General features: G+C 65.3%; 1 protein-coding gene. It reads left to right on the plus strand.

Annotated elements, in window-relative coordinates; genetic code table 11:
• Window positions 1-426 (plus strand): hypothetical protein (locus tag EN893_RS37705; RefSeq protein ID WP_245490999.1); only part of this gene is annotated, 426 nt, incomplete at both ends.

Raw genomic sequence — 426 nt, forward strand, 5'->3', positions numbered from 1 at the left:
CGTTGCAGCTGCTCGGCAGCAACCAGGTGCGCGACACCGCGTTCGACTTCACCGGCGGCAGCGGTTCGGTCTTCACCATCGACCAGAATGCCGGCGGCTTCAGCAATGTCGGCGGCATCGTTATCCAGGGCGTCACGGTCAGCAATGTCGCCACCGGCCAGACGGCGTTCAAGGTCGCCGGCCTCGACACCAATTTGTCGATCACGGACAACAACGTCAACGTCGCCGGCACGCTGCTCGACGTCGATGGCGGCGCCGGCAACATCACGGTCACGCGCGGCACCTTGCCCAACAGCGGACCGGCGGGCACGCTGACCGGCGGCGGCATCTCGATCGCCAACCGCACCGGCGGCACGATCAACTTCACCGACAAGGTCACAGTCAACGGCAATGGTGCCTCGCTTACCAACAACGCTGGCTCTACGG

It is taken from the genome of Mesorhizobium sp. M7A.F.Ca.CA.004.04.2.1 (genome assembly GCF_004022825.1).
In the GTDB taxonomy this organism is placed as follows: Bacteria; Pseudomonadota; Alphaproteobacteria; order Rhizobiales; family Rhizobiaceae; genus Mesorhizobium.